Annotated in this window: 1 protein-coding gene and 2 pseudogenes; all 3 read right to left on the reverse strand. The window is 73.3% G+C overall.

The window, feature by feature from the left end:
- Positions 1-342 (reverse strand): annotated as a pseudogene (locus tag IJH84_RS01675) (secretion system protein); the annotation flags it as partial.
- A complete protein-coding gene (locus IJH84_RS01680) occupies positions 336-1,505 on the reverse strand; it encodes a TadA family conjugal transfer-associated ATPase (protein ID WP_295139443.1) in 1,170 nt (389 codons plus the stop codon). The gene IJH84_RS01680 and the pseudogene IJH84_RS01675, both read right to left, overlap by 7 nt.
- A pseudogene (locus IJH84_RS01685) lies at positions 1,502-1,758 on the reverse strand (hypothetical protein); the annotation flags it as partial. The pseudogene IJH84_RS01685 and the gene IJH84_RS01680, both read right to left, overlap by 4 nt.

Genomic DNA, 1,758 nt, shown 5'->3' on the forward strand with positions numbered 1-1,758 from the left:
CCCTTCCGCGGCGGCGGCCGGGTGCGACCCCGCTCGAAGCTCGGCGACCAGCAACCGGAATCCGGCCGCCAGCGCCGCCGAGCGCTGCAACCGCAGGCGGTACCCGCCGCGGGTACGCCACCACCACACGCCGAGCGCGGTCAGCGCACTCGCCGCCAGCAATCCGCCGACACCGGCGAGCAGCAGTCCGAGCAGCGCGGCGGCCGGAACCGCGCCGATCCGCAACGACGAAACCGGATTCCGGTGCGGCAGCGAAACTTCACGCCTGGGTAGCAGTCGGTGGTGCGCTCGCAGGTCCGGCCATCCGAGCAGCGCCGCGGCAGGAAGCAGCAGAGTCAGCACAGCGCCGCACCTCCCCGCGAACGGATCAGCCCGGCGAGTTCCGAACGCCCCTCGAGCCAACCGTCGCCGCACCGCCAGGCCGGCACGACCGACACTCGGTCCCGATCCCGCCGCAACACACCGATCGCGGCCAACTGCCTGCCGCGATCGGCGCTGCGGCGCACGTGCAGCACCACCTGCACGGCGGCGGCCAGCTGGCTGTGCAACGCCTCCCGGGCCATACCGCCCAGCGCGGCCAGGGCCTCCATCCGGGCCGGAACTTCTTCCGGGGAGTTGGCGTGCACGGTCCCTCCGCCGCCTTCGTGGCCGGTGTTTAACGCGGCGAGCAGTTCGCACACCTCCGCGCCGCGCACCTCGCCGACGATCAACCGGTCCGGGCGCATCCGCAGGGACTGCCGCACCAGATCCCGCATCCGCACCTCACCGGCTCCCTCCACGTTCGCGGGCCGGGTCAGCAGCCGGACGACGTGCGGATGCCGCGGGCGGAGCTCACCCGCTTCCTCCACGCAGACGATCCGCTCAGCCGCGGAAACCTCGCCGAGCAGCGCGGCCAGCAGGGTCGTCTTCCCGGCGCCGGTGCCGCCGGTCACGAGCAAGGCCAGCCTCGCCCGCACGATCGAGCGCAGCACCGCGCCCAGTTCCGGCGAGAACGTGCCCATCCGCAGCAGCGCATCCACCCCGTGCGAGGCGGGCCGCAGAATCCGCAACGACAAGCACGTCCCGTTCACGGCGATCGGCGGCAGCACCGCGTGCATCCGGACCGCTTCGCCCGCACCGGCTCCGGGAAGCCAGCCGTCGACCCACGGTTGCGCTTCGTCCAACCGCCTGCCGGTGGCCACGGCGAGCCGTTGCGCGAGCCTGCGGACCGCCTCCTCGTCCGAGAACGTCACCGCGGAGCGGCACAACCCGTCGCCGCGGTCCACCCAGACCTCGTCCGGTGCGGTCACCAGTACGTCGGTGACTTCCGGATCGCGCAGCAGCGGCTCGACCACGCCGGTACCGAGGAATTCTTGTTGCAGCGACCGCAAAGCGGTGAGCAGGTCGGCGTCCGCCACCGGACCGCCCGCTTCCTCGCGCACCGCGGCCGCCACCGCCGAAGGGCTCACCGGCGTGCCGCCGCCAGCGAGGCGGTTGCGCACCCGCTCGATCAAGTCGGTGTTCATGACGCCACCCGTTCCGGGGCTCGCTGATCATCCAAGGTCTCGAGGACGTCCGCCGCTGCTCTGGCCGTCGCTCCCCGGCTGCTCGCCCGCGTCCCGCACAGTCCCGCTTTGTCGACGGTTCCCGGCAGACCCGCCTGCGTTCGCAGCACCGCGAGCACCGGCGCGCCCACCGCAAGCTCGATGTCGCGCACGCGGAGCCCGGCGGGCGCAGGCCCGCGGATCACCAGCCGCACCGGTGCGGAAGCGCGTTCCC

Origin of the sequence: Saccharopolyspora sp. (assembly GCF_017434145.1) — a bacterium.
GTDB lineage: Bacteria > Actinomycetota > Actinomycetes > Mycobacteriales > Pseudonocardiaceae > Saccharopolyspora_C > Saccharopolyspora_C galaxeae.

Bases quoted from the DNA above. Each gene is read 5' to 3' on its own strand.
- IJH84_RS01680 (WP_295139443.1), bottom strand. From the start codon at position 1,505: ATGAACACCGACTTGATCGAGCGGGTGCGCAACCGCCTCGCTGGCGGC.